This window comes from Acidaminobacter hydrogenoformans DSM 2784, from assembly GCF_900103005.1.
Lineage (GTDB): Bacteria > Bacillota > Clostridia > Peptostreptococcales > Acidaminobacteraceae > Acidaminobacter > Acidaminobacter hydrogenoformans.
Genome location: NZ_FMWL01000008.1, coordinates 111,881 through 136,697 on the forward strand (window position 1 = coordinate 111,881; position 24,817 = coordinate 136,697).

At 51.2% G+C, this 24,817-nt stretch carries 19 protein-coding genes; 4 read left to right on the top strand and 15 right to left on the bottom strand.

Features of this window, described 5'->3' with window-relative positions; translation table 11 throughout:
* Position 1: 1 nt before the first annotated feature.
* The 4 genes from BLP63_RS09410 to BLP63_RS09425 all read right to left on the bottom strand — a co-directional run bounded on the left by BLP63_RS09410 (position 2) and on the right by BLP63_RS09425 (position 5,727).
* Positions 2 to 1,189 carry a CaiB/BaiF CoA transferase family protein gene (locus BLP63_RS09410; RefSeq protein ID WP_092590858.1) on the bottom strand — a complete coding sequence of 396 codons (1,188 nt, stop codon included), beginning with the start codon at positions 1,187 to 1,189 and terminating at the stop codon, positions 2 to 4.
* A 392-nt stretch (positions 1,190 to 1,581) separates the two neighbouring features.
* On the bottom strand, positions 1,582 to 2,931 hold the full coding sequence (locus BLP63_RS09415) for a sigma-54-dependent transcriptional regulator (protein WP_092590860.1): 1,350 nt from the start codon (positions 2,929 to 2,931) through the stop codon (positions 1,582 to 1,584).
* Positions 2,928 to 5,162 (bottom strand): PAS domain-containing sensor histidine kinase, encoded by a 2,235-nt coding sequence (locus tag BLP63_RS09420; RefSeq protein WP_170829384.1) that lies wholly within the window; start codon positions 5,160 to 5,162, stop codon positions 2,928 to 2,930. The genes BLP63_RS09415 and BLP63_RS09420 overlap by 4 nt, the downstream gene beginning before the upstream one ends.
* A gap of 238 nt (positions 5,163 to 5,400) precedes the next feature.
* The gene (locus BLP63_RS09425) at positions 5,401 to 5,727 is read right to left on the bottom strand and encodes a hypothetical protein (RefSeq protein WP_092590864.1); all 327 of its coding nucleotides are present in this window, start codon (positions 5,725 to 5,727) and stop codon (positions 5,401 to 5,403) included.
* Positions 5,728 to 6,070: 343 nt separating this feature from the next.
* On the opposite strand from BLP63_RS09425, the gene BLP63_RS09430 reads away from it, so the two are divergent.
* Positions 6,071 to 8,179 (top strand): PAS domain S-box protein, encoded by a 2,109-nt coding sequence (locus BLP63_RS09430; protein ID WP_092590866.1) that lies wholly within the window; start codon positions 6,071 to 6,073, stop codon positions 8,177 to 8,179.
* A complete protein-coding gene (locus BLP63_RS09435; RefSeq protein ID WP_092590868.1) occupies positions 8,176 to 9,237 on the top strand; it encodes an HD-GYP domain-containing protein in 1,062 nt (353 codons plus the stop codon). The genes BLP63_RS09430 and BLP63_RS09435 overlap by 4 nt, the downstream gene beginning before the upstream one ends.
* Positions 9,238 to 9,394: 157 nt before the next feature.
* Here BLP63_RS09435 and BLP63_RS09440 read toward each other — a convergent pair whose 3' ends face one another.
* Positions 9,395 to 10,774 (bottom strand): DUF2254 domain-containing protein, encoded by a 1,380-nt coding sequence (locus BLP63_RS09440; RefSeq protein WP_092590870.1) that lies wholly within the window; start codon positions 10,772 to 10,774, stop codon positions 9,395 to 9,397.
* A 229-nt stretch (positions 10,775 to 11,003) separates the two neighbouring features.
* On the opposite strand from BLP63_RS09440, the gene BLP63_RS09445 reads away from it, so the two are divergent.
* Positions 11,004 to 12,302 carry a M48 family metallopeptidase gene (locus BLP63_RS09445; protein ID WP_170829385.1) on the top strand — a complete coding sequence of 433 codons (1,299 nt, stop codon included), beginning with the start codon at positions 11,004 to 11,006 and terminating at the stop codon, positions 12,300 to 12,302.
* Between the two features lie 106 nt (positions 12,303 to 12,408).
* Here the strand turns inward: BLP63_RS09445 and BLP63_RS09450 are convergent, their stop codons facing one another.
* From BLP63_RS09450 to BLP63_RS09480, 7 genes are all read right to left on the bottom strand, one after another.
* Entirely contained in the window at positions 12,409 to 12,777 is a 369-nt protein-coding gene (locus tag BLP63_RS09450; RefSeq protein ID WP_092590874.1) for a hypothetical protein, read from the bottom strand.
* 332 nt (positions 12,778 to 13,109) lie between these two features.
* The gene (locus BLP63_RS09455; RefSeq protein ID WP_092590876.1) at positions 13,110 to 13,550 is read right to left on the bottom strand and encodes a hypothetical protein; all 441 of its coding nucleotides are present in this window, start codon (positions 13,548 to 13,550) and stop codon (positions 13,110 to 13,112) included.
* Positions 13,551 to 13,672: 122 nt separating this feature from the next.
* Positions 13,673 to 14,554 (bottom strand): VOC family protein, encoded by an 882-nt coding sequence (locus BLP63_RS09460; RefSeq protein WP_092590878.1) that lies wholly within the window; start codon positions 14,552 to 14,554, stop codon positions 13,673 to 13,675.
* A gap of 35 nt (positions 14,555 to 14,589) precedes the next feature.
* Positions 14,590 to 15,459, bottom strand: coding sequence for a class I SAM-dependent methyltransferase (locus BLP63_RS09465; protein ID WP_092590880.1), 870 nt, complete (start codon positions 15,457 to 15,459; stop codon positions 14,590 to 14,592).
* Between the two features lie 50 nt (positions 15,460 to 15,509).
* The gene (locus BLP63_RS09470; protein WP_092590882.1) at positions 15,510 to 15,941 is read right to left on the bottom strand and encodes a hypothetical protein; all 432 of its coding nucleotides are present in this window, start codon (positions 15,939 to 15,941) and stop codon (positions 15,510 to 15,512) included.
* 40 nt (positions 15,942 to 15,981) lie between these two features.
* Positions 15,982 to 16,527 (bottom strand): hypothetical protein, encoded by a 546-nt coding sequence (locus tag BLP63_RS09475; protein ID WP_092590884.1) that lies wholly within the window; start codon positions 16,525 to 16,527, stop codon positions 15,982 to 15,984.
* On the bottom strand, positions 16,517 to 17,059 hold the full coding sequence (locus BLP63_RS09480; protein ID WP_092590886.1) for a MotA/TolQ/ExbB proton channel family protein: 543 nt from the start codon (positions 17,057 to 17,059) through the stop codon (positions 16,517 to 16,519). The genes BLP63_RS09475 and BLP63_RS09480 overlap by 11 nt, the downstream gene beginning before the upstream one ends.
* 319 nt (positions 17,060 to 17,378) lie before the next feature.
* Here BLP63_RS09480 and BLP63_RS09485 point away from each other — a divergent pair, with 319 nt between their 5' ends.
* Positions 17,379 to 19,598 carry a stalk domain-containing protein gene (locus BLP63_RS09485; protein ID WP_092590888.1) on the top strand — a complete coding sequence of 740 codons (2,220 nt, stop codon included), beginning with the start codon at positions 17,379 to 17,381 and terminating at the stop codon, positions 19,596 to 19,598.
* A gap of 156 nt (positions 19,599 to 19,754) precedes the next feature.
* Here the strand turns inward: BLP63_RS09485 and BLP63_RS09490 are convergent, their stop codons facing one another.
* From BLP63_RS09490 to BLP63_RS09500, 3 genes are read right to left on the bottom strand one after another with little or no spacing between them, the layout of a single operon-like run.
* Positions 19,755 to 22,874, bottom strand: a complete 3,120-nt coding sequence (locus BLP63_RS09490) for an efflux RND transporter permease subunit (protein ID WP_092590890.1) — start codon at positions 22,872 to 22,874, stop codon at positions 19,755 to 19,757.
* A 22-nt stretch (positions 22,875 to 22,896) separates the two neighbouring features.
* Complete coding sequence (locus BLP63_RS09495; protein WP_170829386.1) at positions 22,897 to 24,165, bottom strand: efflux RND transporter periplasmic adaptor subunit; 1,269 nt, start codon at positions 24,163 to 24,165, stop codon at positions 22,897 to 22,899.
* 13 nt (positions 24,166 to 24,178) lie between these two features.
* Positions 24,179 to 24,616: a MarR family winged helix-turn-helix transcriptional regulator gene (locus tag BLP63_RS09500; RefSeq protein ID WP_092590894.1), complete on the bottom strand. Its 438-nt coding sequence runs from the start codon at positions 24,614 to 24,616 to the stop codon at positions 24,179 to 24,181.
* Positions 24,617 to 24,817 lie beyond the last annotated feature (201 nt).

The following is a 24,817-nucleotide window of genomic DNA, read 5'->3' on the forward strand; positions in this document are numbered from 1 at the left end:
TTTATACAGCGCCTTCACTGAAAAGCATTTCAATTTCCTGATCTGTGAGGCCATTCATTCTCTTTAGGATTTCTGCCGTATCCGCCCCAAGGACTGGCGCTGCCCTCCGCACAGTGCCCTGAGTCTCGCTCATCTTAATAGGCACCCCTGGAATTTTAACCTTCTCTGCCACAGGATGCGACACTTCGACAATCATTTCCCGGTGGTTGACCTGCGGATCCGCGACGACCATTTCTATGGTATTGATAGGGCCGTTTGGAACGCCGTTTGCGTCAAAGATTTCCTGCCACTGCGCAGTGGACTTTTGTGCGACCGCCTCTGCGATCACAGGCCTGAGAGCATCATAGTTCTTGGATCTCAGAGGATTGGTAGAAAAGAGCTCATGATCAACCAGCTCAGGACGGCCTATTTGAGCGCAGAAGCTTTTCCAGATGTTATCATTGCCTACGGCGATCATGATCTCACCATCATGGGTGTCAAATGGCTCAAAAGGTACAATCGATGCATGTCGATTGCCCTCCGGCTTCGGAGACACCCCATTGACGAAATAACGTGATATCGCGTTTTCAAGCACCGCCACCTGACAGTCCAGCATGGCGACATCCACCTTTTGACCGACGCCGTGTTGGTCTCTGTACCGAATCGCGCCTAAAATTCCAATCGCCGTAAACAGACCCGCCATGATATCTCCCACGGAAGGACCAACGCGGGTAGGCTTCCCGCCCTTTTGCCCTGTGATGCTCATGATCCCGCCCATAGCCTGAACGACGCCGTCATAGGCAGGACGTTTGCTGTAAGGGCCTGAGTGCCCAAAACCGGAGGTGGCAGCATAAATAAGTCGTGGATTGACCTTTTTAAGCTCTTCGTAGCCAAGGCCCAGCTTCTCCATAGTCCCTGGCTTGAAATTTTCTGTCACAACATCGACCTGTGCGACGAGCTTCAGAAATTCCTTCTTGGCAAGCTCGTGCTTTAAGTTCATGGTCACGCTGTGCTTGTTTCTGTTGATACTCATAAAGTAAGCGCTCTCGCCGTTCACATAAGGTCCAAAGTGTCTTGAGTCATCGCCTTTGCCCGGCTCCTCGACCTTAATGACTTCTGCGCCCATATCCGCCAGTACCATGGTGCAGTACGGTCCAGCCAATACCCTCGTCAAATCCAAAACTTTTATGCCTTCAAGTGCTTGATTCATGAAAACTTCCCCCTGTCTCAAAATTTCTGACGCTGCCGCCTTCTGCGTGGTCTGCTTGAACCTCACCTCGCTTCAGACAGCTCACTTGTTCAAGAAATAAAGCAATTCTTGTGCCAAACATTTAACACATCGCAGGATAGGTCGCGTGTGCGGGCGTTGATTTTTTGTTCCTGAGGGCAACCATCGGCAGAGTACTTGCTTTTGGGCAGCTTTTTGAAGGCTTTGGGCAGTTTGAAATTGAATCGCGGGGAACCAGTGGCATCTATGGGGCAAGAACAGGAATTTTGGTGCGGCCCAGTCCCCCACCATATGTCCCTGTCCCCAACCATATGTCCCTGTCCCCAACCACCAAACGTCATTAAAAAAAGTGGTAAAGTTTGAACCACCCGGATTCAATCTTTACCACTTTTATTCGGATTAATTAAGCCATACCGCTCTATGCGCCGCCTGAGGGTCAGCCTGGAAATCCCCAGGGCCTTAGCGGCTTGAGAAATATTCCAGTTTGTATTCGACAGGGTTTTCATGATGACAGAACGGCTGGCGGCGTCAATCAAACCATCCTCATCCTCTTTAACGTCTGAGGTCTCCAAAATTTCAGAGGGCAAATCCGCCAGCTCGATTTCGCCCGAATCCATGAAGATCATAATCCGCTCAATCATATTTTTGAGCTCCCTGACATTGCCCGGCCAGTCATAGGCCATAAGGCCCGACATGGCGACGGCACTTACGCCAGTGACTTTCATGCCCAGGCGCTGATTGAACTGCCCCACAAAGTGCATGACCAGAAGGGGGATGTCCCCTTGCCGTTCCCGCAGCGGCGGCAGCTCGATTGGAACGACGTTAAGCCTGTAAAACAAGTCCTTCCGGAACCTGCCTGCTTCGATGTCATCCATAAGATTTCGGTTCGTCGCGGCGACCACGGTGGCGTCAAAGGAAAGTTCTGTCACACCGCCCAGGCGCCTGAACTTCTTCTCCTGAAGGACTCTTAACAGCTTAGCCTGCAGGCCAGGATCCATGTCGCCAATCTCGTCCAGGAATAAGACCCCGCCATCTGCGTATTCAATTAAGCCCTTCTTTTGGGCTTTTGCCTCTGAAAACGCGCCCTTTTCGTAGCCAAAGAACTCGCTTTCCTGAAGGGTTGAAGGGATGGCTGAACAGTTGATGGCAATAAAAGGTTTGTCGCTGCCGCCACCCTGGATTGCCCTGGCGACGATTTCTTTGCCGGTGCCGCTTTCGCCGGAAATTAGAATGCATGTGTGATGCTGGAGGGTTCTGATTTTGGCTATGATTTCTCTGATTTTGCGTATGGCCTCGGAGTTGCCGATGAGTTGGCTTTCGTGACCATCGGCTATAGACTTGTCCTTGAAATTGGCGCTTTCCGAAACCACATACTGCGCCATGCTTTGGACCAGAGCATTCATCTCCTTCAGGGCAAACGGTTTTGTGAAATAATCAAACGCCCCCAGCTTCATAGCCTGAACGGCCAGCTTCACCTCGCTAAGATAGGTCATCATAATCACGCGGCACTCCGGCTGAACGCGCCTCAAGTGCTTCAGGACCTCCAGGCCGCTGATGCCCGGAAGATTGATATCCAGGATAGCAATTTCAAGTGCCTCTTTGGAAATCAGCTCAAGGGCAGCCTCGCCGTCTTCCGCTTCAAACACGGTGTAGCCCATGGCGGACAAACTTATTTTCAGAGACATCCTGATGCCTTTTTCATCATCCAAAATCAAGATCTTCATACGTCAGCCCCTTCTTCCAGCGGCAGGACGACCACGAATTCCGTGCCCCGTCCTGGCTCACTGTTTGCGTGTATCCTTCCGCCATGTTCCCGGATGATATTGTAAGCAATGAACAGCCCGAGTCCCGTGCCTTCCTCCCGCGTCGTGTTAAACGGCTGGAACAATTTCTCGAGCTGATTTTCATCCATTCCAGCGCCGTTGTCCTTGATACTGATCCGCACGGTTTTGAGATCGACGACCGCATCAATGTCAATTTGCCCGCCCGCCGCTGGCGCCACCGCCTGTACCGCGTTGCGGATCAGATTGAAAAGCACCTGCTTGATGGCGCGCTTGTCCACAAAAATTTCAGGCAGATCCTCCATAGGCGACAGTTTTATATCCACCTGCTTTTCCGAAATCTCCGACTGCATCAGTCGCAGCGTGTTCTCCAGCATGGTGGCGAGCTTTTCCTTGGTCCGCGTCTTCCCTGAGCTTCTCGTGAATTCCAGGAAATTGATGACCATGCTGTTCAGCCCGGAAACCTCGCTTTCGAGCAAATTAAGGACCTCGTCCTTCAGCGGCTCCGGACAGTTTTCGGACCGCACCAGTTCAATCAGGTTCGCGATCCCAGCCAGCGGGTTGCCTATGTCGTGGATGATCGACGCAGAAAGCTCCCCAAAAGCCCTGATTCGATCCTCTCGCCTCAGCTCGTCCTCCATGAGTACTTGCCGGGTCACGTCCCTAAACAAAAATACTGCGCCGATGGTCTCACCTGCTCCATCCACCACCGGCGACACCCCCATCCTCAGATAGCGGCGATCTCCCTGTTCAACTTGCATGGATGCCCCAATTTCCTTATAAGTCCTGCCAAAATCCAAAGCCTGGTCCATCTGTGCCTTCAGGTCCAGTCCCAAGTCTTCCAAAAACACGTCAATGGACGTTCCAATGCGATCTTCAGCGGAAAATCCCGTCATTTCCTCCGCCGCCCTGTTAAAGAGGGTAATCTCACGGTTTTGTCCCACAACAAGGATCCCGTTATTAACGCTGTAAAGAATATTGTTCAAATACTCCTGGAGCCGGTTTTCCTTTTGATAAGCGCTTTCCAGCTGTTCAATGTGATATCTGAGCTGAGTGCGCATCTCGGTAAAAGCGGCGCTGAGCTCCCCAATTTCGTCGAAGGCCTGAGGGTATGAGCGTAGATTCGCCGGCTCTGGTGGCTCAGTTGGCTCTGTTGGCTCTGTCGGATTCAGCGCACCATCTGCACCCCGGGTCATTCTTCTGACCTGAGCGACCAACCCGTAGACCGGCGCCGTAATCCTGTTCGCCATCAGCCATCCAATTATAAGCGAGATCATGACAACCATGGCGACTACGACCGTCAATTTGTAGTTGAAATCCTTCAGGTCTTTGAAGAATGCAGCTTCATCCTGTTCTACAATGACCGTCCACCCCGTTGAAGCCACAAAGGCGACAGAGCCATAATATTGAGTGCCCGCCCTCGTAAAACTGTAGCTGGACGTCTCTCCCCGGCTGATCAGTGTCTTTAGATCAAGCTGTTGACCGCCGGCATTGACTTCATAGTTTTCAATGGGTTCAAGACTTTTGAGTGCTCCCTCGTTTGGCCCCACTGCGATTGTGCCACGCTCATCCAGCAGCCAGATATGGCCCGGAAAATCCTGTTGTGTCTTATGGATGACCTGCTGAATATTCGAAAGCGGAATACCGGCGCCTATCAGCCCCACGGGTTCATCTCCCAGGTCATAGACCGGGGCGGCAATTATAAAGTGGGGCATTTCAAGCACACTGCTGATCAGCAGCGGACTGATTGAAACTTCACGCTTTTCCTTTATGATCTCCCAATAGTAGTTCCGGTCCGTATAAACCCGGTCTTTGACATTTTCATTCGTTGGTTTTGAAAAGATCATTCTCGCGTCAGCATTCATGTAAAAGATCAGGTCGAAGTGGTCAAAATTGTCGTAGATCCTGAAAATCTCGGACTCTACCTTGCTAAGGTCGCCATAGCTCATGGATGAAAAGCTTCCTGCCGTCTTGACTATGCTGCTGGCATCCTCAACATATTGATCTATGTGATTTCCCACCATCCCAGCGATAATTTGATTCTTTTCAGCGGCGCCTGACTCCAGGTCCTTAAGCGCTATGTATTGCAGCAATAAACCTGTCACCACAACCGTGATCGTTGAAAAAACAATTATTATAAAAGGAATTCTGAATTTGATGCTCCTGAATTGCATTCGGTCACGCCCTTTTGTTTGCTTAAGCACCATTATACAAAAAAACGAGGCGAAAAGGGAGATGAGGTTGGCATTTGGTTGGGGACAGGGACGGCTGGCGAGGGACAGGGACGCGCGGTGCGGCCCAGTCCCCCGCCACGCGTCCCTGTCCCCCGCTAAACTTTGTTGGGCGGCCAACCTCTTTCAAACAAAGAAATCCCCGCATCCGTGAAGCGGACGCGGGGATTTCTACCTTGTCTTAATCGTTAATTGGCTTCAACACAACCTCAATCTTAGCGCTATCTGCAATACCAATTTTTCCGGAAGCGACGTCAACACCAAATTCGAGATTCAGCTTAACCTGATCCAGCTTAAAGCCAGCCTCCTTTTGTTTCTCACTTTGCGCAGAAATAATCTTGCTGAGATTATTCATGACGTTGTCATAAGCCTGCTCGAAGGTGTCCGTACTCACCTCAAGATAATTTGGCGTGTACATGCCTTCACTGCCCATAAAATCGTAATCCTGATCCTCGCTGAAAACAAAAGGAATCATCTCAGTTGCCATCTTCTTTTCTGAATCGCTCATCGAGCCCGCCTCCTCATTGTCAAATGTCATGCTTTTATTATGCCCAAAAGTATAGGTTTTACTCAGAATATTGAACAAAGATCCCCTGACCCGCCCTTTCGAAAACAACTCAAGAATGTCGTTTTTCGTCTATTGTTGTCACTTGATGTCGAAAAAAGAAAATTTATCCGCTCTTTTGTTTGTTTTTGACATTCCTTTTCCACTTCATTTCAGTTATTATGTAATGTGTCTTACTTAATTTATGCCCAAAATTTACCCTATCCTTTAAAACCTATTTATTAATGTTTTCGTTCCCAATCGGATTGGACTGCAACATAATTCTCCCACCAAAAGGAGGCCCCACTTGAACCTGGAACTCTTTCTTCAGACTGTCTACAATTCCGCTGTGCTTCTCAGCATCAGCTTGATCTACGAAATGTCTTCCTCCTTCACCAGCAAGGCAAAGTTTCAAAAATTGATCTCAGGCCTCATTGTTGGCTTCATTGGAATGATCATCATGTCCATTCCCTATGTCGTCCGGGAGGGCTTCATCCTTGACACCCGTTCCATTCTCATTGGCTTGACAGGGCTATATTTCAGCCCACTTACAACCATAACCGCAGCCGCAATTATGGCTGGCTACCGGATCTTTCTGGGAGGCAGCGCAGCATTCACAGGCGTACTGGTCATAGGCATCTCCGCTGCCATAGGGATCCTTTCAAAAAAATACTTTACACCAAAGGGTGCGGACTTCAACTGGAAAAAAGCTTATGGCTTTGGCATCCTCCTGCATATTGCCATGCTGGCAGCCATGACGAGCCTGCCGCAAAAGATCGACACAGAAATCCTGAAAAAAATTACTTTCCCGGTCCTCTTGATCTATCCTTTTACAACAGTTCTGCTCAGCAAGCTCATTCACGACCGAAAGCAGCAAAAAATTTCACTCGAGTTAATCAAAGAAGCAGAAGAAAAGTATAAAAGCCTCTTCAACAACCACCATACCATCATGCTGATTGTGGATCCTGAAAGCGGCAAAATTGTCGACTCCAACCCAGCCGCCTCTGAATTTTACGGCTATCCTTCAGACATCCTCAAAACTATGCAAGTTACGGACCTTAATACCCTTTCAGTGGAAGAACTTAAAATACAGATGCAAAAGGCAAAGCTCAATAAGAAAAACAGCTTTATCTTCAAGCACAAAAAATCCAGCGGCGAGCTGGCAGATGTGGAGATTTACAGCGGCGCGATACAAATCCAGGGCAGGACAATGCTGTATTCCATTGTGCATGACATAGGCGACCGCCTGAAAGCTGAGGCGGAGTTGCTCGACAGCGTGGAACGTTTTCGCCTTCTGGTCGAGAGCTCCCCGGACGCCATTTTCATCCAGACCCACGGCTGTTTTACCTACGTCAACGAAGCTGCCCTGAAGCTGTTCGGTGCCAAGACGCCGGAAGACCTGATAGGCAAACGGATTGTGGACCAGGTACATGAAGACCATAAAGAGGCAGTCCGGCAGCGGATCCACGAACTCAATTTCAATCAGAAAGCTGTCCCAATGAGGGAGGAAGTACTGCTGAAGCTGGATGGTTCGCCGGCCTTTACGGAGGTGGCTTCGGTACCGGTGAAGTATAACGGGACCATCGGCGCCATAGTCTTTGCAAGGGATATTTCAGAGCGCAGAGTCAATCAGCAAAAACAAATGGAAATTGAGTCCCAGCTCAGACAGCAGCAAAAGCTTGAAGCCATAGGCACGCTGGCCGGGGGCGTCGCCCACGAGATCAACAACCCTATCAACGGGATCATCAACTACGCCCAGCTCCTGACTGAGGAGCTCGAGACGCTGTCCCTGCCTTCGGAATACGCGAAGGAGATCATTCACGAGTCAAAGCGCATTTCGGAGATCGTCCGGAACCTGCTGCAGTTTTCCAGGTACGAAAAGCAGTCCCACAGCTTCGCCAGCGTTTACGACATCATCAATCACACGACATCGCTGATCAAGACGGTGATTCGCAAGGACCAGATCAAGTTCCAGATCCGTCTGGAAGAAGCTCTGCCGGATATCAAATGCCGCAGTCAGCAGATCCAGCAGGTCCTCATGAACCTGCTGACCAACGCCCGGGACGCCCTGAATGAAAAGTATCCCGGCTATCACGAGGACAAGGTTATGTCGCTGGCGTGCCGGCAGTTTGAAAATGACGGCCGCCGATGGTTAAAAATCACCATCGAAGACCACGGAAGCGGCATCCCGCCCGAGCTACAGAGTAAAATTTTCGAGCCCTTCTTCTCGACCAAGCCAAAGGACATTGGTACGGGACTGGGCCTGTCTATCAGCTACGGAATCGTCAAGGAGCATCACGGCGACCTGTCCTTCGACACAGACCTTGGCAAAATGACGCGCTTCGTTCTGGACCTGCCTGTCGACAACGGCTGGCGCATTGACGACATGGCGCAAAACGAAGGAGCATCCGCATGACTAAAGTACTGATCGTGGACGACGAAAAAAGCATAAGACTGACCCTCCGGGAAATGCTGCGAAAAAACGGCTATGAAGCTGAGATGGCGGAGGATGTGGCCAGCGCCCTGAAAAAACTGGACGAACAGGAATTTGACGTGGTCATGACGGACATTGTCATGCCAAAAGTGTCCGGACTTGAGCTTCTGAAAGCGATCAGAGAACGCTGCCGCAGCGTCCAGATCCTGATCATGACGGGAGACCCTTCCGTGGAGACCGCTTCCCAAGCCCTTCACCACGGCGCTAATGATTATCTGATCAAGCCCATTGTCAAGGAGGATTTGCTGAAGGCCGTCGGTCACGCCTCAGAAATCAAGGCGTTGTCTGATCAGAAAAAGCGCCTCGAGCTTGAGAATCAGCTTTACCAGAAAAACCTGGAGCGCATCATTGAACAAAAGACCCTGGACCTGCAGAACACTATGGAAAGCATCATCTCCCTGCTGTCAACGGTAGTTGAGGTGCGCGATCCCTATACCGCGGGACACCAGCGGCGGGTCGGAAACCTGTCCGCGGCCATGGCCAGGAAAATGGGGCTCAAAGAGGATACCATCAAAATGCTTCGGATCATAGGTTACATCCACGACATTGGGAAAATTGAGGTCCCGGCAGAGATCCTTTCAAAACCCGGAAAGCTCAGCGAAGTTGAGTTCATGCTCATCAAAAATCACTGCACCACGGGCTACAACATGCTCAACGAGGTGAACCTGCCTAAAATCATTGGAGAAACCATTTACCAGCATCACGAGCGATGTGACGGCAGCGGCTATCCGCGAGGCTTGAAAGACGAAGAGATCAGCACTGAAGCCCACATTCTCATGGTGGCAGATGTCGTCGAGGCCATGATGTCCCACCGGCCTTACCGTCCTGCGCTTGGACTCGCGGCAGCTCTGGGGGAGATCAGCAGCGGCAGGGGCGTTCGCTACAGGAATGACATTGTGACGGCATGCGAAAGCTTGTTTCTTGAGGATCACTACGAGATCGAAGATACGGTTTACCACACGACTTTTCCCGTGGTTTAGCTTGGAAAATTTTCACTGCTTTCTAAAACCCTTACATAACAAAATCCGGATTGCCGGGGTCGCCTTTTTCGTGGCGACTCTACGGCAAACCGGATTTTTTCTTTTGACTCAAAATTTCTCAATCTGTCAGTGCTTTAGCATCACAGCATCCCGCACTTCAAACCGACGCCGTGATGAGCACCTGAATGTCCGACCGCTCCCGCTCCAGCATTGTCCGGTCATAGCCTTCCAGAAGTGCTGGATCAAGCTTCAGCCACAGCGCGTCCAGGAACTCAAGAACAGCCCTACGATTCTCAAGGCTCGCCTTTTCCATGATATAGCGCAGTGCCTTAAGCAGCGCCAGCATCACCGAGACGTCGGACTTACCGTAGTGAACAATTTGATAAAAGCCGTCGAAAAGCTCCTGTTTAAAGTCAATGGTCTCAAAGGCCGCCGAGCTCCATGGCTCTTCATTTTCATTACCTGAGCCGCTGTCGCTCACGTCAGCACCGTCAGCACCGTGATCACCGTCAGCATCTTCAGCGTTCTCCGGCGCTCTAAAAACCACGTATCCGCCTTCCAGCGCCCCTAACCTCGACATCAGCACCCCCAGCATCTTGAGGCAATGCCGCGCCGTGTTGGGGTCGTTGATCCCGGGCGAAATGGCCCGAAGCGCAATCTCAACAATTTTCTGAATCGAAAAATTAAAATTCTGGTACTCCAGCTTGACGTTGCCTATGCGTATAAAATCCAGCAGCTTCTCCATGTCACCCGCCTCAGCATCAAACGCCTTGTCGAAATACAGAGAAATCAGAGGCGTTTCGTCCGTGACAAATTGACCATTGACCTTGTCTACCACGAGCCTCGCACCCAGATCCCTTGCATGGGCTGCCAGCTTCTCGTGCTCCATGATCTGAATATACCCGTACTGCTTGCTTTTAAGCCGCATAACGAAAGCATGTTCTCCTGGATCATAAGCTTTTGCCAGCTCCCCACCTGCCAACAGTTTCATGTACGCTTCTATGTTCTCATCTGCCTCATCAAACAACCTCTGAATCAGGTTTTGCGTTTGTATATACGATCCCACATGCTGGATATACCTCATAAACTGCACCAGACACACCAAAGCATAGGCTATACCAATAGTCGCGGACACCACCAAATGATCCCCCAGACTATTTCTCATAAACATCAACGTAATAATCGCATAGACAAAACCACCCATGAAAACGCCCAGCACCTTCATGGTGTCATCATCCGACAGGAAGTTTTCCACGGTCCGAGGTGAAAACTGCGAGGCATAGGTCGTCAACACCACCATGGTTGTTGAGAAGGTAAAGGTCGTCATGGTAATCAGCGAGCCCGCGATAACGCTCAAAATGGTCTTGGCTAAATCCACGCTGGTGAGAAACAGCGTTGGAAACCCGTCTGAAGGCTGTATGACCTTGCTGAGGTCAAACCAGCCCACCGCGAAGGCGAGGATGAACGAAAAGCTCGAAATCAGCGCCGGATAAAACCACACCCGCTTGCGGATCATCAGCTTCAATTTATTTAGCATGAGCGTTCCCCCTTATACAAACTAATGGTCTTGTAAGCCTTATTACCCAAAATAGGCAAAGCTTCGCAGCAGAAAGGCAGAACTGACGAAAATCCTTGGAAGTTTTTGTGGTAAAATGGAATCTCAAATAAGTCATATTGCTGGTTGGGGACAGGCACTTGCGGTGGGGGACAGGCACCTATGGCGAGTGCCTGTCCCCCACCAAAACATCCAAAGGAGTCTGAAAAATATGTACGCCATCACCATCCTTGCAGTCCTCTTCACCCTGGCAGCCGAATTAACGGTCTCCCTTTTAAATTACAGCCGCCGCAGCCACCCCATCCCGGACAACGTTGCGGATGTCTACGACGAAACACAGTACCAGCGCTGGCTCGACTATACCATGGAAACCCACCGACTGGGCATGCTCTCAAAAGGCGTCAACGGCCTGGCCACACTGGGGATGCTGATCTACGGCGGTTTCCCCTTCATAGCACGTCTGGCAGACAGCCTGACCACCCATGCCATCCTGAGAATCCTCGCTTTTCTGGCAATCCTCTACGGTCTAAAGTATAGCCTCAACCTCGGCTTAAAGCTCTACAGAACCTTTGGGATCGAAGCCCGTTACGGCTTCAACAAAACGACACCCCAAATATTTGTCCTGGACCAGCTCAAGTCACTGACGCTGGGCCTCCTCCTCAGCGGCGCACTGCTCTACAGCCTCCTGTGGCTGTACCTCAATCATTTTGAAAGCGGCACTTTGACGAGCGGCCCCGCAGCCTGGATCCCCACCTGGCTCACCGCCTGGCTCATGATCACAGCCGTGATCCTCGTTATGAACCTGCTTTATACAAAGGTCTTCATCCGCCTCTTCAACACCCTGACCCCCCTCACAGAGGGACCGCTCTACGACCAAATTCTGAATCTGGCCCAGAAGACCGGCTATTCACTCAAAGCCATCAGCGTCATGAATGCCTCAAGGCGCTCCACCCGGCTCAACGCCTTTTTTTCCGGCTTTGGCCGCTTCAAGCACATTGTGCTCTACGACAACCTCATTGAAAAGTGCGCCACAGACGAGGTCGTCGCCGTGCTCGCCCACGAAATTGGCCACGCAAAGCACAAGGATGTCCTCAGGAACTTCCTTCAGTCCACCCTCCAGATTGGCGCCACCCTGGCCCTCCTCCTCTACTTCCTGACTGCCTCCGGCCCCTGGGCCGCTGCCTTTGGCTTCACTGAGCCCCACCTTGGCTTTGCCCTGCTTCTCTTTGGCATCCTCACTGAGCCCCTGGGCCTTCTCCTGAGCCTACCCCTTACTGCCCTTTCCCGAAAAGCCGAGTACCATGCCGATGGTTACGCCGCCACCCTCCTCCCCCAAGCCATGATCCGCGCCTTAAAAGTCCTCGCTCGCGAAAATTTTTCCAACCTGACCCCTCACCCTCTTGCCGTCAAACTGACCTACACCCACCCGCCCATCAGCCAGCGCATCGCCGCTATCGAACGCATTGCCGCGGCAGAAGCTGCAGCCACACGATCAACAAAAAAGAAATAGTTGGTTGGGGACAGTCCCCAACCAATCTGCTTCTCTAAACAACAAAATTAAAGGGAAGTCCGCATTTTCAACGGACTTCCCAATTTTTTTCGAGCTGGTAAGCAGGTTATATGGCATGATTGAATGGTTTTGTAAACTCCAGGACCTGAACGTTTGATGCTGGCTTTAACACGACTTCAATCTTCGCAGATCGATCAAGACCGATTCGCCCACTGGAAGCATCCAGTTTAAACTCGAGGTTCAGCTTAACCTGATCCACTTCAAAGCCATTTTCCAATTGCTTTTCGCTTTGCTTTGCAATCGCTTTGCTGAGGTTTGTAATCGCCTGATCATAAGCGCTTCCAAAAGCTTCAGATGAAACTTCCTTGTAATTGGAAGGGAACATTTCTCCGCCGCGCATAAAATCATAGTCGAGGTCTTCATTGAGGACAAATGGGATCCTGTCTTCGGCGTGGATGAGATTTTTTTTGCTCATGTTTATTCCCTCCTAATTTTTCGTTAATTTTTTCTCGATATTATTTGTTTGACTAAAATAATTGATGTATTTGTTAAATAGACTATAACACAAGTATTCTGAATATTCAATAAATTTATATATAAACAACGCAAAAATAATGATGGATTTCATCAGGCCTTTTAGTAGTTAATCCACAAACAATACTCCTTTTTCTCACTATTGATGATAATATTTACCAATTCCTTAGCCGTTGCCTATACTTTCCACTCATTAGCAGGGCAAAAAAAAGCTGACGCAAACGACTTTGAAGGCCGCTCACCTCAGCTTTTTTCAACAGCTTGAATTACCTGTTATACTTTAACCTTTTTAATCTGAATCTGATAGGCCGTACCATCCTCCATGGTGATGAGGACCCCTGGTTGGTCGCTTTCTATTCCAGCTTTTTTCAATGCCTGTATTTTTTCAGCGCCATAATCTGTAGGTTCTTCAAAGACGTCCTCCAAAAACATTTCAAGCATCTGCTGATCTGTAATGTTTTTGACGGGACTATTAAAATCAGGGCTATCTGAGAACTTCCTCTCTCCTTGAGGTTTAGACCCATGTGGTTTTGTTCCTTGAGGTTTTACACCGCCTTCAGACTTGACACGGCTGGATGATTTTGTGTCTTTGGAAGCCTTGGGACTGTCAGATCCCTTTAAGCCTTTGGATGACTTTGCGCCTTGGGACGATTTCGTATCACCGTTATCTTTCGATAGCCACGGGGGCTTGCTCTTGGACATAATTTTAGCCATTTCTGTGTTGCCTCCTGAATCATTGAATTTTTTCCAACCATGCTTCCAGGTTAGTTCTCTCCCGCTGAAATAACTGCAGCTGAAGCATTCCCGCTTTCGCCACAGCATCAACGCTTTGCAGCCTAACCCTTCGCTGCCTGCTTCAAAGCCTCAATATCAAATTTCTTCATCTTGAGAAACGCTTGAGTCACACGCTCCAGCTGAGCCGTGTCCTCAGCAGCCATCATCTCGTTCATTACGGTGGGAACAATCTGCCATGACAACCCATATTTGTCCTTGAGCCATCCACACTGTTCCGCCTCAGGAACAGCGCTAAGCGCCGCCCAGTAACGGTCAATCTCTTCCTGTGTCTCGCAGTGAACCACAAGGGAAACCGCCTCATTGAAGGCAAAGCTGTGTTCATAGGCGCTATCCATAGCTCCAAAGCACTGATTTTCCAACATAAATTCCATCTGTTGCACCGTTCCTGGCTGGTTCGGCGGCCAGCCCTCCTCATACCTCATGATGCTCTCAATTTTCGAGTTTTCAAATAGACTGACATAAAATTCAGCAGCGTGCTCTGCCTTGCCGCACTGATCCCCAACAAACATCAAAAACGGCTTGATTTTTTGAGCTATTTCACCCTCACTGGCAACCATGATTTGCCACGAAAGCCCGAAACGATCTTCCAGCCAGCCAAATCTCGCGCTGAAATCATAGGTATCTAAAGGCATTAGGGCAGTTCCGCCGTCAATCAGCTTGTTCCAAAGGGCATCCACCTCTTCCGCTGTGCTGCAGGCCACCATAAAGGACACCGCCGGGGTAAACTTGAAGTACGGGCCGGCTGAAATCAGCATAAACTCTTGCCCGGCCAGCTGAATCGTCAACAGCTCTGCTGTACCGGAAGGCGTATCCTTGAGGAGGGTTTTGCTGACGAGCTTTGAGTTTTCAAATAAAGACATGTAGAATTCAGCAGCTTCTGAGGCTTCCTTGTCAAACCATAAATGCGGCACGATCTTTTGCATGAGATCCTCCCTTTTCTTCAAAAATACAAGACGTTTTACAGCACTTCCGCCAGCACCACCCGCTCAATGCGCATCAGGCTGAGCTCACGTTTTTTTGGTTTCAGATAATTTGTCTTGAAATAGTCCGCCCCCACATCCTCCTGCAGCTCGAGCCCGAAGCCCTTCAAATAACCGCGCATTTCTTCCTGGCTGTACCCGGTCAAGTTGGTGAGCTTGAACATTTTAAACTGCTTCAAAAGCTGCTTGTGCTCTGGGTATTTCTCAGGATAGTCAAAGACATCCTGAATCACATAGGTAAAGGAAATCTGACTGCCGGCAGCCGCCAAAGCCGCGTAGCGCAGCGTATCCTCAAAGGAAGCTCTGGCAATGTACTGCGTGACCCCTTCCATAATGAAAAGTGTTCGATCCTTAAGGCTGTAGCCTGCTTTCTCCAGCTCCGTCTTCAAATCCTGACGGTCAAAGTCAACAGATACAAGGGTTAAATTCGCTGGAACCTTCAGTCCTGCCTGATCCATTCGACGCTTTTTTTCCTGTATGACATCCGGATGGTCGATTTCAAACACCTTAAGACTCTGAATATCCTGCAGTCTAAGCGCCCTGGTGTCGTATCCCGCGCCAAGGTTCACCAAAGTGTCGAAGCCTTCCTCAATCGCAGCCGCTACAACATCATCAAAATAGCGGTTGCGGCACAGGATCCCACCCAGAACACCTGGTGTAGACTTTTCCCGGACTCTGACCATGTAATCCAAGCCTTTTCTTCGCTTCATAAAATTGATCATGAGTTTGAAAGCGCCGGACAGCAGCAGCTCGGAAAATGGGTCATCAAAGAGACGTTCTTCCTCTGGGTACTGGGCTTCAACGGCTTTTAGAAATGCGGTGCCGGATGCCATCATAGTCGTTTTCATAAAGTCCCTCCTCGTCTGCGGATCCAACACGCTGTCTCTCCAGACTAAACTTACTCTTCAATCACGTAAGGCCTGTTCTGCGCCTTCAGCAGCGCTTCCACCTCTTTAAACAGCGCATAGTTTGCCTGCTGGTCGCTGAGGACAAACAATGTCTTTGAATCCGTTTCCTCCAAAAAGCCTGCAAAGTCTTCAAGCGTATAAGTCTCCGCGCCTATTTGAATCGTCGTCTCCGAAATCGTGATTTCAACTTCCTGAATTTCAGTTCCAGGCGTTTCAGTCCCAGGCGCCGGCGCATCCGTTTCCGCAGAAGGCTCCGCGGGCTGTTCAGCCGGCGCCTCAGGCCCACTGCTGATCAGCGACAGGTAGTTCCCAGTCCCAAGACCAAGACGGTCACCAAATAAAAGCAAGATCAGGAAAAGCAGAATGATCGTTAAAAACAAGCTTAAAAATCTTCGTTTCTTTCTGGGTTTTTTTGGACTCATAGCGATCCTCCAATAGATTAGACATTGTTCAAAGCTTATTTCAATTGAGCGGCACAAAATAACTTTTTGGAAGTGGATTCTCCCCGGTCCATTCCCTGAGCGCCTCAAGGACCAGCAGATAAGCATATCTATAGGCACTTGTGTCCGCTTTCAGTGTCACCAGGAGCAGCGGGTCGTCATCCGCCAGCCGCTGCAGCTCGCTGTTAAGCAGGGTCTGAACCGCGTCCTTTTGAAGCGCCCGTCGCTCCGGAAAATCCACAATATAAATTGAAGTGGCCACATCATTCAGCCAAATCTGGTTGCGGCCGCCCCTTAGCTCAACATCCAGGACCAGCGCCTTTTCGACCAAAAAATCGTATTTAACCCGCTCGTCCGCAGCGCCGAGGGGCTCAGCCCCAAGCTCAGCCTTCAGCGCCTCCAGCTCCAAAGTCCGCTGGGTATTCTCCGCCCTCAGCCTGTCAATTGCGGACGCATAACTGCCCTCAAGCTGCCGCTGCCCCACATTTTGATTGATCAGCACCGCGAACAGCAGGATCAAAAAAATGTCCAGGAGCGGAGTCAGATCCATCCACAGGTTACGCTTCATCCTTGATCCCCCACTCCTCGAAGTGGTCAAGGCGCTCCAGCAGCATCTTGAGGTTTTCCTGGTTCTGCTCCACCATAGGCGCCAGCACCGCGTCAACGGCCTTGAACCCCAGCGCGCACAGCAGCCCCCAAAAGGTAGACGTTAGCGCCACGGTAAAGCTTAAAGTGACGTCCTGCTGGCTAAGATTGACCATGCCCAGCAGCGACAATATGGTGCCCAGCATGCCTAAAAGCGGGAAAGCACTGTTGATGGCGGAAAAAATGCTGTAGTATTGAATTTCATCAGACCGCATAGCAATCAGCGCGTGCAGGTCAAGCTTATCTTGGCCTGCACCCCGGTCCGGCTCTGCGCCTCTTTCCTTCATCCGCTCCATCAGAAGGCTCACCGGCACATAGATTTGAGGCTGCAGCTTGCTTTTCAAGGCGCGGCTCGCCAGCTTCACCTTGGGATAGATCACAGCGGCGTTGAACACAGCCAGCAGCAAAATGATGAGGTCATAGCCGGCGAGGTTTTTCAGCAGGATGCCAAACATGGTGATCCCTCCAGGTCATTGATCTTAGTTGGCCTTCGCGCTTCACCGCGGCAGCCGTCCCCTTTATTATACCCAAAAGTCATGCAAATGCGAAAAAAATGAGGCAGTCCGTCAGATACGCTGACTTTTTTCCAGCAAGGCAGCTATCCGGGCGTCTTTTAACCCCACCCCAGCCATGCAAAAATGTTATTATGGTTGAGAGTTCATGAAACTTTTTACCACTTGTTTCCGTCCTACGCTTAAGCCATATTTTTTTGCCGATGGTCACCGCCCCACATCCCCACAACACTCAGAAACATAATTGGGAGGAATTTTCGACATGAGCTATAGTTCTATCAGCAAACCACACCCCTTTAAGCGCGCCCTCATATCCGGCCTGCTGACGGCCTCACTGACAGGTGCCCTCGCCCTGGCAGCCTCCCTGGGCATCACGCCGCCGGCTTTTGCTGCCACGGTTAACACCGCCAACAGCACGCCCACCGTAACCCTGATCATAGACGACAGGACCATCACCGCAGATCCCGCACCCATGATCCGTAACGACCGCACTGTCGTACCGCTCAGAGTAGTCTCTGAATCACTGGGCGCCGAGGTCACCTGGAACGCCGCGGACCGCTCCGTTCTTATTGAAAAGGGCAGCCGACGGATCCTTCTCAGAATTGACCGCAGCCTCGTGGACTATACTTTAGACGGCCAAAAATATTACCAGTTCAGTGACGTCCAGCCCTTTATCCACCAAGACCGGACCTTTGTGCCCCTTCGCCTGATCAGCAACGCCTTAGGCGTAAGCATTGATTGGGAAGGAAGCACAAGGACCGTGCGCGTTGATTCAAACAAAAGCGCAGACCTCGAAGCCTTTTTCGACATCAAGCTCACCTCAGTCAAGGCAAACGCGCTGATCCAAGGCACCACAGACCTGCAGGCAAGCTTTGCAGCTCAGCCGCCGGCGAGCGCGGAAAAAATCAACTATCTGCTGGTGGATCCAGCAACAGGTAAGGGTCTCGTGATTGCCCAAGGCAGTGACTTGACCGCCGCCTATACCTGGCAGCCCAAAATACAGGATCAGGGCTCCAGGATTCTTGCCACTGCCCTCTATGACGCCGCAGGCCGCTTCCTTGGAGGAGATGCCCTACCCGTCACCGTGTCATTGAGCCCTGCCGCAGCTCTGCAGGTTACGGGCCCGGCGGTGGGCCAGCCTGCCATCGGCCAAGTCTCCCTGAGTACACGTCTCAATTTTGGCGCGGCCTACGTGAAATATGAAATCGTTCACCAAGCCTCAGGCAAAGTCTTCCAGACAGACGTACAAGACCCACTGGGCACTTTTACCTGGACCCCAACCATGGAATTTAACGGTGTTGTGGAGATTAAGGCCACCGCCTACGACCAAAAGCACCAGGCCTACCCAAGCCAAAGTCAAACCCTGACCGTTGAGGTGCCAAGGCAGCTTTCACTGGGTGGTGTCAAAGCCGGTCAAACCATTAACGGACCGGTCTCGCTGATCGCCGTCAGAAACTTTGATGCCAAGGCGACGGAGTACATTCTTCTTGATCCCGCTTCCGGGCAGCAGGAATATCTTGCTCGAATCCCTTATGGCGCCTATACCTGGTTCCCGGGACTTGATTATTCCGGCAGCAGAGAGCTCCTGGTGAGGGTTCAAAGCATGGACGGCGCGTGGTTCGAAAGCGCTTCGGTCCCAGTGACCCTCAGCGGCTCCAACAGAATGCTTCTGAGGGGTGCAGGACCAAATCAGGTCATCACCACAACCGTGCCTGCAAAACTCAGCTCAGTGGCCAACTTTGAGTACACAGAGCTTCGCTACGTCATGACCCACGCCGCTACGGGTGCTCAGAAAATCTTAGCGACACTGCAAAGTGGTGCAGGAATAGCATCAGATCCGCAAGTAGCTCAAAGCTCGACAGAATTCACCTATACCCCTGCACAAGGAGATGATGGCCTCTGGAAGCTCAAAGCCGTCGCGAAAACCGCCTCCGGCGAAGCGGTAGAAACTGATCCCGTCAACGTCATCGTTTACACCGGAAAGCTCTACGGCCCTCAGCCCATTATTGAAAAAAGCAAATTCCTTGGCTTTGCCTCGAGCCTGGCAGTCAACGACTTCCGTGAGTCCGGCATGTCCGCGGCCCTGCAGACCGCCCAAGCCATTCTTGAAACTGGCTGGGGCCAAAGTGTTCCCGTGGATAAATACACCGGCCGCCTCTCATCCAACCTCTTCGGCATCAAAGGCACAGGCCCGGCGGGCTCAGTGGTCTCCAACACCTGGGAGGAATACAACGGCGTCGCCTTCCGTGTGGACGCCAGCTTCAGAGCCTACTACAGCGCCAACGAAAGCTGGGCGGACCATAAGCGCTTCCTGCTCACCGGCGCCCGCTACGAGCCTTTCCGGACTGTCATGTTCGACAGCAGCCTGGGGGCCTGGGCCCTGAAACGCGCCGGCTATGCCACCGACTCTAAATACCCGGTCAAACTGATGGACCTTATAGAAACCTACCAGCTCATCAAGCTGGACGAGGTGGACTTATAAGGTCATGGGAAAAGTACAGTGAACCTGAGCATGGCGCTTGTCACCCACTTTCCACAACCATAAAAAAACCAAGACCATTTTTGCCGATGGTCTTGGTTTTTCACATTTTTGAAGCTGTCACCTTTTCCCTAAGCACGTTTGCTCACGGTTTTTCAATCAATGCTGGTGCGCGCCCTTCCCAAACCGCCGCTTCAGCGACAAAGCAAGATCGTCAAACAGTGTGTAAACCACGGGAACGATCAGCAGCGTCAGCATGGTGGAAAGGGAAAGGCCAAAGATGATGACCGTCGCAAGCGGCGCCTGCATCTCGCCGCCCTCTCCAAGGCCCAGCGACATAGGAATCATAGCCAGGACCGTGGTCAAGGTCGTCATGAGAATGGGCCTGAGACGGGTCGGCCCTGCTTTGATAATCGCTTCATTTCGCTCATTGCCGTCATGCCTGAGCAGGTTGATGTAGTCAATCAAAATGATGGCATTGTTGACGACAATCCCCGACAGCATGATAATCCCTATGAACGCCGGCACGTTGAAGGTCCTGCCAGTGAGGGCCAGACCAATGGCCGCGCCTGAAAAGGCCAGCGGCACGGAGAACATGATGATAAACGGTTGAATCAGCGACTCAAACTGCGCCGCCATGACCATATAAATCAACAGGAGCGACAGGATAAGAGCCAGAACCAGGGATGAAAAGGCATCCACGATCTGCTGGTACTGACCGCCAATCGTGATTCCATATCCTTCCGGCAGTGCCAGCTCTTGCAGGTAACCCTGGAGCTCATCAGACGCGCTGCCGACGTCCCGGTCGTAAAGCTCCGCGCTCACCGTGACGTAACGGACCTGATTCTTTCGTGCAATACTGACTGGGCCTTCCTCAATCTGGACCTCTATCAGATCTCCAAGGAGCATCACCGCACCGGTAGGCGCTGTGAACTTCAAATCCCTCAGCTGTTCAAGGGTGTTGGTCTGGTCCTCCGGCAGCTGCACCCGGATGTCAATTTCGTCGCCATCCACCCTGTAACGGGTAGCGACTTGACCCTGCAGGGCGGCCCTGATGGCAGAAGCTACTTGGATATTCGTTACACCGTGCTGGGAAGCCTTTTGCTTGTTGACGAAGATTTGGGCTTCTGGGCGACCATCGGCAATACTGGACTCGATTTGCCGGGTGCCCTCAACACGCTGAATCTGCTGTTCAACCTCAGCGGCGATCAGTCTCAGCTGCTCAAAGTCATGGCCCGAGATTTCCACCGCAACGGCGTCGCCGCCCATCCCAGACGCGCCGCCACCCATCATCATACTGACTTCAGTGACATTGATCTCTGCCCCCGGGATCAGCCTGACCTGGTTACGGATGGATTCGACGACATCCCCCGTACTGAGCTTACGGTCTCCCTTAGGGACTAGGGTCGCGCTGATCGAAGCCAGGTGAGAGTCCGAAGCAGCCAACATCATCATGTTGTCGCCGCCGCCCACGGTGGTAAACAGCTTCTCAACCTCTGGCGTCCCAGCCAGAATGCCTTCAACCTGAGCCGTAAGCAAATTGGTATCTGAGAGCTGAGTGCCCTCTGGCAAAGCAATGTCCACCGTAAACTGCCCCTGATCCGTGGCCGGGATGAACTCAACGCCAATCAGCGGAACCGCAAAAATAGAAGTGACGAGAATAACCAGAGCCACCAGCACCGTGAACTTCCGGCGCTTGAGGGCGCCCATCAAAACACGTTTGTAAAAGGCGTCCACCTGATTGAAAAACTTTTCCCAGCCGTCAAAGACAGCATCCAGAATGGTCCGTTTTGGCTTGTTGGTTTTTGCCATGGCCAGCATTTTCGAGCTCAGCATAGGCACCACGGTCAGCGCTACAGCCAAAGAAGCCAGCAGCGAGAACGTCACCGTCAGCGCCATTTCCTTAAAGATCTGGGCTGCCAGACCCTCAGTGAAGATAATTGGCAAAAAGACGACGACCGTGGTCAGCGTGGAGGCCGTGATAGCGCCGCCCACTTCCCTCGCACCCTTGATGGCCGCGTGGAAGCGTCCTTCGCCCCTTTGGCGGTGTCTGAAGATGTTTTCAAGGACAACAATGGAGTTGTCCACCATCATACCGACACCAAGGGCCAGGCCGCCCATGGAAATCAAATTCAGGGTGGTGTCCGCCAGGTACATCAGGATAAAGGTTGTGATGATGGAGACCGGGATCGCGATCCCAATAATCAAAGTCGTCCTGAGGTTGCGAAGAAAAATGAACAGGATGAGGACCGCAAGGCCCGCGCCCATGACTGCATTGGTGGAGACGTTGCTGATGGCCAGTTCGACGAACTGACCCTGATCGAAAACCAACTGGATGTCAATATCCGGGTTGTCCTTTTTTATCTGCTCTACCTCATCCTTTACCAGGTTGACAACCGCGACGGTATTGGCGACCGTTTGCTTTTGCACCGACACCCCAACGCTGTTTTCTTGATTCATTCTGGTGAGGGTGGACTGCGACTTCAGGCCATCCTGGAGGGTGGCCAGATCGTAAAGATAAACGACGCCACCGGAGGGCAGTGTAATTGGAATATCTTTTAGCTCAGAAACAGAGCGAAATTCACCCATGCTCTTGACAATAAGATTCTTGCTGCCGTATTCTACGCTGCCGCCAGGGAGATTGATATTCTCTGCCTGAAGCACTGATACGACTTGATTGAAGCTGATGCCATAGCCTGTAAGCTTGTCAGGATCCAACTCAACCTTAATCTCACGTTCCACGCCGCCGGTGACATTGACGGAACCTACGCCGTCAAGACGCTCCAGGCGCATTTTGACAACATCTTCTACAAAGCGCTTCAGATCAATGTCATCCTTGGTCGTGGAAAAAACACCAATTTGCACAATGGGAAGCATATTGGGATCCATCTTCAACACCATAGGGTCATTGGTCCCGTCCGGAAGAAAACCTCGGATCAGGTCTATCTTCTCACGCATTTGCAGCGTCGCAAAATCCATATCCGTGCCATCATTGAATTCCACAATAACCACTGAAGTGCCCTCAGAGGTTTGGGACTGAATGCTTTTCATGTTGTTGACAGACCCAAGCGCATTTTCGACATTTCGGGTGACGAAGTTTTCGACCTCCTGGGGGCCCGCGCCCTCATAGTTTGTCACGACAATGGCTATGGGGACTTCAAGGCTGGGCATCAGATCTATGGGAACCCGCATGAACGAGACGACACCAAGGACGACCACTATCAGCATCATCATGATGATTGTGACGGGTCGCTTTATGGAGAGTTCAGAAATGTTCATAATTTAACGCCTCCCTCTCCACTTATTCGACCACTGTGATTTTAGCTTTGTCCTGCAGATAGCTTTGGCCTTTAATGATCACCTTGTCACCTTCAGCGACCCCACCTGAAATTTCTACATAGACACCATCCGATAGGCCAGTGGCAACTTCCCTGCGGGAAGCCACGTCCCCTTCAGCGACGAAAACAATGTTCTTTCCGTTGTCATCTATAACAGCGTCCAGCGGCACCACTATAGCGCTTTCCCGGGATTCAGTTGCAAGGCTGACGGAAGCCAGCATCCCGCCTTTAATGGCGCCATCCGTGTTGGAGACCTCAATCTTCATCAGATAGGCTTGGGTGCGCGGGTCAGCGCTTGGGCTGACTGCGGTGACGGTCCCAGTGAACGGGCCCGGACCAGCCGCTGCGATTTCAAGCGCAACGGTGTCACCCATGGCTACCTTGTTGACCAACTCCTGCATAACACTGATTTCGACGACGACCGTAGAGAGGTCCACAATAGTGAACGCAGGGACGCCACCGGAAATGAGCTCACCCTGAGTGGCGTTTCGCACAGAAACAATACCCGCGATTGGTGACTTCAGGCTGGTGTTGTCAAGCTGACTTTTCGCCAATTCGTAGGAAGCCTGAGCCTGCTGGACCTGGGCACTGGCGACAGCAGTATTCTCCTTGTTTATAGTGGATTCCGTCAGCTCCACCGCCTTTTTTGCGGTGAGGTACTGGGTTTCAGCATTCTTGAAACGGGTTTGTGCTGAGTCCAGCTCAAATTGAGAAATGGCGCCAGCCTCAAATAGAACTTTTGAGCTCTCAAGTGCTGTACCCGCATCCTGGTACATGAGCTCTGCCTGAGCCATACTGGACCTCAGCTGCGCAAGCTGCAGATCAGCCGCGCCCCCGTTTGTCCTGTTCAGATTGGCCCGTGCTGAAGCCAGCCCCGCCCTGGCTTGCTCCACCTGAAGGCGGATGTCTTTGTCGTCAATACGAAGCAATAATTCACCTTCATTGACTTTCTGTCCTACCTCTGTCTTGACCTCCGTAACCGTCCCCGGCACTTTGGCGAACACGCTGACCTCCTGAACAGGCTGGGTTTTACCCACTATTGTTCGAAGGTTTTCAATCCCGGTCTTCTGAACCTCAATGACGCTGACGGCAATGGCCTGAGCCTCAGGTGCCTCAGCGGCGTCCGGCGTGGCGCTGCACCCAGTGGCCAAAGCCCCCACGGTCAGGACTGAAAGCCCAAGCACCGCTGCGCTGAGCGCGACTTTAATATGCTTTCCAAATATCTTAATCAAAGGAATTCCTCCATTACATTTCAGTGCCTTCATTTTTCATGAAGATCGATTTAATTTCGCCAAATAGCTCGTTAAGTCTCGTAATCTCAGGATCACTAAAATCCTCAAGTTTTTCGAGCATGAGCTCGGTCACCAGCGCGCGCTGCCGCTGAAAGAAATTCCTGCCTTTGACAGTGAGCCTCAGCATCACCACACGGCGGTCTGCCGGAGACAAGACCCGCTCAATGTAACCCTCTTCTATCAGTTTGTCTGCTAAAACAGTCAAATTTGGTTTTGAGATCATCAGCTTGCTGCCATAATACGACATGGGCTTTTCGCCCTCCGTGTTGATGAAGTAAAGCAGCTCCATTTGCTGCCGGGTGATTTCACAGCTGCCCAGATCTTTGGAGAATTTCTTGTGCAGCACCGGCACCAAGGTCAATATGGTTTCAATCAGGACTCTTCGATCCATCCTCAGCCTCCACTTCTTATAAATTCGGTGGTTATGTCAATTAGTTATGTTTTGTAACTATTATAGAATGTAACATTTGAACAAGCCGCCGTCAATCAAAAAAAATAGGCTCTATAATAAATGTTGGGGTGGGTGATTCCTCCCCAGCATTATTTTTTTCAAAAAAATAATGCACTTATATCTTTTGCTCCTTAAAATGTT

Coding starts and splice junctions, on each gene's coding strand:
- BLP63_RS09410 (WP_092590858.1), bottom strand. CDS start 1,189: ATGAATCAAGCACTTGAAGGCATAAAAGTTTTGGATTTGACGAGGGTA.
- BLP63_RS09415 (WP_092590860.1), bottom strand. CDS start 2,931: ATGAAGATCTTGATTTTGGATGATGAAAAAGGCATCAGGATGTCTCTG.
- BLP63_RS09420 (WP_170829384.1), bottom strand. CDS start 5,162: ATGCAATTCAGGAGCATCAAATTCAGAATTCCTTTTATAATAATTGTT.
- BLP63_RS09425 (WP_092590864.1), bottom strand. CDS start 5,727: ATGAGCGATTCAGAAAAGAAGATGGCAACTGAGATGATTCCTTTTGTT.
- BLP63_RS09435 (WP_092590868.1), top strand. CDS start 8,176: ATGACTAAAGTACTGATCGTGGACGACGAAAAAAGCATAAGACTGACC.
- BLP63_RS09440 (WP_092590870.1), bottom strand. CDS start 10,774: ATGCTAAATAAATTGAAGCTGATGATCCGCAAGCGGGTGTGGTTTTAT.
- BLP63_RS09445 (WP_170829385.1), top strand. CDS start 11,004: ATGTACGCCATCACCATCCTTGCAGTCCTCTTCACCCTGGCAGCCGAA.
- BLP63_RS09450 (WP_092590874.1), bottom strand. CDS start 12,777: ATGAGCAAAAAAAATCTCATCCACGCCGAAGACAGGATCCCATTTGTC.
- BLP63_RS09455 (WP_092590876.1), bottom strand. CDS start 13,550: ATGGCTAAAATTATGTCCAAGAGCAAGCCCCCGTGGCTATCGAAAGAT.
- BLP63_RS09460 (WP_092590878.1), bottom strand. CDS start 14,554: ATGCAAAAGATCGTGCCGCATTTATGGTTTGACAAGGAAGCCTCAGAA.
- BLP63_RS09465 (WP_092590880.1), bottom strand. CDS start 15,459: ATGAAAACGACTATGATGGCATCCGGCACCGCATTTCTAAAAGCCGTT.
- BLP63_RS09470 (WP_092590882.1), bottom strand. CDS start 15,941: ATGAGTCCAAAAAAACCCAGAAAGAAACGAAGATTTTTAAGCTTGTTT.
- BLP63_RS09475 (WP_092590884.1), bottom strand. CDS start 16,527: ATGAAGCGTAACCTGTGGATGGATCTGACTCCGCTCCTGGACATTTTT.
- BLP63_RS09480 (WP_092590886.1), bottom strand. CDS start 17,059: ATGTTTGGCATCCTGCTGAAAAACCTCGCCGGCTATGACCTCATCATT.
- BLP63_RS09485 (WP_092590888.1), top strand. CDS start 17,379: ATGAGCTATAGTTCTATCAGCAAACCACACCCCTTTAAGCGCGCCCTC.
- BLP63_RS09490 (WP_092590890.1), bottom strand. CDS start 22,874: ATGAACATTTCTGAACTCTCCATAAAGCGACCCGTCACAATCATCATG.
- BLP63_RS09500 (WP_092590894.1), bottom strand. CDS start 24,616: ATGGATCGAAGAGTCCTGATTGAAACCATATTGACCTTGGTGCCGGTG.